The sequence below is a fragment of the Streptomyces roseochromogenus subsp. oscitans DS 12.976 genome, assembly GCF_000497445.1.
In the GTDB taxonomy this organism is placed as follows: Bacteria; Actinomycetota; Actinomycetes; order Streptomycetales; family Streptomycetaceae; genus Streptomyces; species Streptomyces oscitans.
The window spans coordinates 1989579-1993858 of sequence record NZ_CM002285.1; the positions used below are offsets into that span (position 1 = coordinate 1989579).

Consider the following 4280-nt stretch of genomic DNA (forward strand, 5'->3'; position numbering starts at 1 on the left):
CACGGGCTCGCCGCCCCAGTCCCCGGCCCGGCCGGGCCGGCTCGGGTGGCGGCGCCGCCAGGGGTGGCGCTGGGCGCGCTGCTCACCCAGCAGCGGCACGAGCTGGAGAAGGCGGAGCTGACGGCGGCGCTGCTCGCGGAGGAGTACCGGGCGGCCGCGGCCGAGCCGGCGGTGCACGACCTGGTGGAGGTGGTGACCGGTGCCTCGGCGGTCGCCCAGCGTTTTCTGCAGCTGCAGCTGGGGGCAGCCGAGGAGGTGTGCGCGCTGGTGACCGGCAATCCGGTGGTCGTGTCCGGCATCGAGAACGAGGCGGAGGAACAGGCGGCCGGGCGCGGGGTGCGTTACCGGGTGGTGGTGGAGCGCGCGGTGCTGGACCTGCCGCACGGACTCACCGAGTTGTCGGCGGCGCTCGCCCGTGACGAACAGGTGCGGGCGGTGGACCGGGTGCCGACGAAGCTGGTGATCGCCGACCGTGCGCTGGCGATGGTGCCGCTGACCTCGCGCACGGCGGACCCGGCCGCGCTGGTGGTGCATGCCAGCGGGCTGCTGGAGCTGCTGGCCGGGTTGTTCGAGTCGGTGTGGCGGGAGGCGCTGCCGTTGCGGCTGCGCGCGGCGGGGGTGGCCGAGGAACAGCCGGACGGCCCGGACGCCACCGATCTGGAGGTGCTGTCGCTGCTGCTGGCCGGGCTGACCGACGCCAGCGTGGCCAAGCAACTCGATCTGGGCCTCAGAACCGTGCAACGCCGGGTACGGCGCCTGATGGAACTGGCCGGGGTGACGACCCGGCTGCAGCTGGGCTGGCACGCGTACGAGCGGGGCTGGGTCACCCGCTCATAGCCAACGACAGCCACCCATAGCCACCCACATAACCACCCATGGCCACGCACACGCTCGCGGCCGCGCCCCTGCTGATCCGACTCGTCATGGGCCTGCCGTTCCATGGCTTCTCCGGCACCCTGGGCAGATGGGAGTCTGGGAGCTCCTGCTGGTCGGCGTGGTCGTCGTGCTCGGCCTGTGCGGAGTGCTGGTGCCCGGGGTGCCGGGGTCGTGGCTGGTGTGGGCCGCGGTGCTGTGGTGGGCGCTGACGGATCCGCAGCCGCTGGCCTGGGCCGTGCTGGTGGGCGCCACCGGGGTCCTGCTGCTGTCGCTGGCAGTGCGTGCCGCGCTGCCGCCGCGCCGGCTGCGGCAGAGCGGCGCCACACCGGAGATGGGGGTGTACGCGGGCGTGGGGGCGTTCCTCGGCTTCGTGCTGTTGCCCGTGGTCGGCGCAGTGCCGGGGTTCATGGCCGGGATCTATCTGCACGAGCGGCTGCGCCTCGGCCGGCACGGCGAGGCGATGGCCGCCCTGCGTACCGCGATGCGCTCGGGCGGCTCCAGCGTGCTGACGGAACTGTTCGCCTGCCTGCTGATCGCGGGGGCCTGGCTGGGAGCGGTGCTCTGGGGCTGAGCCGTCACCAGTCGACCAACACGCCCTCACCCGCCGTCACTCCCTCGCCCCTCGTCGCGCCCTCACCTGCCGACACCCCGCGGATCCACGTCGCGCCCTCACCCTCCGTCGCCGCAAGTCTCGCCATCACCGCGAGTGTCCGGCGCACCGCGTCCGCCAGTTTTGCCATGCCCGTGTCATTGAAATGCAGGTGGTCGCCGGGGTCGTAGGCGGGCAGGATGCGGGCCGGGTCGGTCGGGTCGCGCAGGGCGGCGTCGGCGTCGGCGACCGCGTCGAAGGCGCCGCCGGTCCGGATGAACGCGTTCACCTGCTGCCGTACCGTCTCGCGGGCGTCCGTGTAGGCGGAGAAGCCCTGGTACGGGGTGAGGGTGACGCCGATCACGCGGATGCCCCGGGCGTGGGCGCGGGCGACGAGGGTGCGGTAGGCGTCGGCGTAGGCGGTGACGTCGGCGGCGGTCGGCGTGCCCTTGATGTCGTTGATGCCCTCCAGGACGACCAGGACCCTGACCCCGGCGCGGTCCAGGGCGTCGGCGTCCAGGCGGGCGAGGGCGTTCGGTCCCGCGCCGTCGTGCAGCAGACGGTTTCCGGAGATTCCGGCGTTGAGGACGCCGAGCCGGGCCGCACGGACCTGTTCGGCGAGCCGGTCGGGCCAGCGGTGGTTGGTGTCGGGGGTGGAGCCGTTTCCGTCGGTGAGGGAGTCGCCGAACGCGACGATGCTGCCCGTGGCGTCGCCCAGGACGTCGACGCCGGTGACGTAGTACCAGCGGCTGATGGTGCCGGTGTAGGCGCCGCCGCCCACGTCGGCGGCCCGGCCCGCCCCGGCCGGGGCGACATAGCTGGTCTGCAGGGCGGTCTGGTGGAAGGTCGCGGGGCCGTCGTCGCCGGGGGTGTACACGGTGACGAGGAGGTCGGCGGCGGCCGGGACGGAGAGCGGCACCGGGTCGCTGACCGTGTCCTGGCCGGCCGGGATGGTGACGGACGCGGCGCCCCGGAAGGTGGCGGTGTGCAGGCTGCCGGTCACGGCGTTCGGACCGGATGCGCGCCGCGCGACGGTGACCGCGCCGAGCCTGAGGGGCGCGGTACCGAAACGGTTGCTGAGCCGGATGCGCACGGCCGTGCCGCCGACGCTGAGATGGACGACGTTGCGGACGGCGGCACCGGGCAGTGCGGAGGCGGTGCCCGACGGCGCGGTCTCCCAGCTGCCGGTCCACGCCAACGGCGCCGGCTCCGCGACCGTCTGCGTGGTCGTGCCCGGCACCAACGCCAGCAGCAGCACCGCGAGGGCCCGTCTGACCTCGGCCATCTCCACACCCGCCCTTCCCCATGGCTCGTCGGAGCAGACCGTGCCACAGGTCCGGGCCGAGCCACCGCACCTTCGCTCGTGGTCCACCCGCTCGGCGCAACCGGGAACAGGGCTGTCCGGTGCCACGGCGGCCCGGCCCCACGGCCCCCTGGGCTCCCGCGACTTGGGCCCGCAGAGCCGGATCGCCTCGTCGCCGGCGTCGGCCAAGGAGGGTCGCGGCGGAGCGCTCAGCGCAGCATCGGCAGGCCGCGCTCGGCGGAATTCCTGAAGTCGAGCATCAGGGGGTTGGTCCGCTCCGCGTGGTCGATCCGCGGTCCGTGCCGGTGCGGGAGATGATCTCGGCCGGGCGCCCGGGGATCAGCCGGGGAACGCGTTCCACCTGGCGGTCCGGGTGGACCAGGAGGCGCAGAAGCCGCTCCTCTTCGGACTGCGCCAGCCGGCCGGGAAGTTCGGGGAGCGGGTGTCCGCCCGGGTCAGCGCGGCCGGTGCGGGTCCCGGGCCGCGTGCGGTGATCGAGGCGCTGCTGACGGCGGCCCTGCCGGTCGACGAGGAGAGCCGCGTCTTCCACCACCTCCACGCCTCGTACGCCGTCCTCTCCGTGACCGACGAAGCCCTCGCCGCCCAGCCGTTCATCAAGGACCCGGACGCCGCCGAAGCCACCGTGAGCGGCCTGCCGAGACAGACGACGGACGCCGGGCTGCTGCGGCCGGGGGGGACGCCTCCGCCGAGGCGGCCGGACTGCTGCCCATGTCCGCGGGGCTCGGCACCAGCGTCCTGGTCGGCCGGCGCCGTCCTCATGTACCACCTGGACCGGATCTTCCGGGACCGCGTCCTGCACACCCTCTAGACCGGCTCGGCGGCGAGCGCGCCCTCCAGGGTCAGCAGCCACACCTTCCGCTCAACTCCGCCCGCATACCCGGTCATCGAGCCGTCCGCGCCGATGACCCGATGGCAAGGACGCACGATCAGCAGGGGGTTGGCGCCGATCGCACCGCCCACGGCGCGAACCGCCGCACGGGATGCGCCGATCCGCGCGGCGATCTGTCCGTACGTCACGGTGGCACCGTACGGCACCTCGTCCAGCGCCGCCCACACCCGCTGCCGGAACTCGGTGCCATGAGGGCTCAACGGGAGCTGGAATTCCCTGAGTTCACCGGCGAAGTAGGCGGCCAGCTGCTGCGCGGCGGCGCGGAACGGCCCGCGTTCGTGCCGCCACCCGTCCTGCAGACTCTCCACGGTCCGCCCGCCCTTCTGCCCGGGCACGGACAGCGAGGTGAGCGCCCCGTCCGCGTCGGCGGTGAGCAGCAACCGGCCGACGGGGGCGTCCAGTTGGGTCCAGTACATGGTCGTCATCGGTTCCACTCCCCTGCCACGCGCAGATGCCGGACGGCGTACGAGCGCCAGGGCCGCCAGTCGTCGGGCACCTCCGCGCCGGGCGGGGCGACGTCCGGATCGCCGAGGCCGCGCACGCGTACGGCGGCGACGGTGGCCGGGTCCATGCCGGGCAGGGCGAGCAGGGCTTCCTGCGCG

Annotated in this window: 5 protein-coding genes and 1 pseudogene; 3 read left to right on the forward strand and 3 right to left on the reverse strand. The window is 74.1% G+C overall.

Annotated features, from left to right (window positions below; genetic code table 11):
• The coding region (locus tag M878_RS58635) for a helix-turn-helix domain-containing protein (protein WP_078630230.1) at nucleotides 1-837 on the forward strand (837 nt) is incomplete at its 5' end.
• A gap of 127 nt (nucleotides 838-964) precedes the next feature.
• A complete protein-coding gene (locus tag M878_RS58640; RefSeq protein ID WP_023545826.1) occupies nucleotides 965-1447 on the forward strand; it encodes a DUF456 domain-containing protein in 483 nt (160 codons plus the stop codon).
• Nucleotides 1448-1451: 4 nt separating this feature from the next.
• On the opposite strand, the gene M878_RS58645 is transcribed toward M878_RS58640, so the two are convergent.
• Entirely contained in the window at nucleotides 1452-2750 is a 1299-nt protein-coding gene (locus tag M878_RS58645) for an SGNH/GDSL hydrolase family protein (protein ID WP_078630592.1), read from the reverse strand.
• Between the two features lie 391 nt (nucleotides 2751-3141).
• Between M878_RS58645 and M878_RS58650 the strand changes: the two genes are divergently transcribed.
• Nucleotides 3142-3597: a hypothetical protein gene (locus M878_RS58650; protein WP_023545828.1), complete on the forward strand. Its 456-nt coding sequence runs from the start codon at nucleotides 3142-3144 to the stop codon at nucleotides 3595-3597.
• Here M878_RS58650 and M878_RS58655 read toward each other — a convergent pair.
• Nucleotides 3594-4103, reverse strand: coding sequence for a methylated-DNA--[protein]-cysteine S-methyltransferase (locus M878_RS58655; protein WP_023545829.1), 510 nt, complete (start codon nucleotides 4101-4103; stop codon nucleotides 3594-3596). The two genes, M878_RS58650 and M878_RS58655, sit on opposite strands and share 4 nt — an antisense overlap.
• Nucleotides 4100-4280, reverse strand: a pseudogene (locus M878_RS93935) (DNA-3-methyladenine glycosylase 2 family protein); the annotation flags it as partial. The gene M878_RS58655 and the pseudogene M878_RS93935, both read right to left, overlap by 4 nt.

What these genes read in the sequence shown, in the direction of transcription:
- M878_RS58655 (WP_023545829.1), bottom strand. Translation starts at nt 4,103, where the DNA reads ATGACGACCATGTACTGGACCCAACTGGACGCCCCCGTCGGCCGGTTG.
- M878_RS58645 (WP_078630592.1), bottom strand. Translation starts at nt 2,750, where the DNA reads ATGGCCGAGGTCAGACGGGCCCTCGCGGTGCTGCTGCTGGCGTTGGTG.
- M878_RS58640 (WP_023545826.1), top strand. Translation starts at nt 965, where the DNA reads ATGGGAGTCTGGGAGCTCCTGCTGGTCGGCGTGGTCGTCGTGCTCGGC.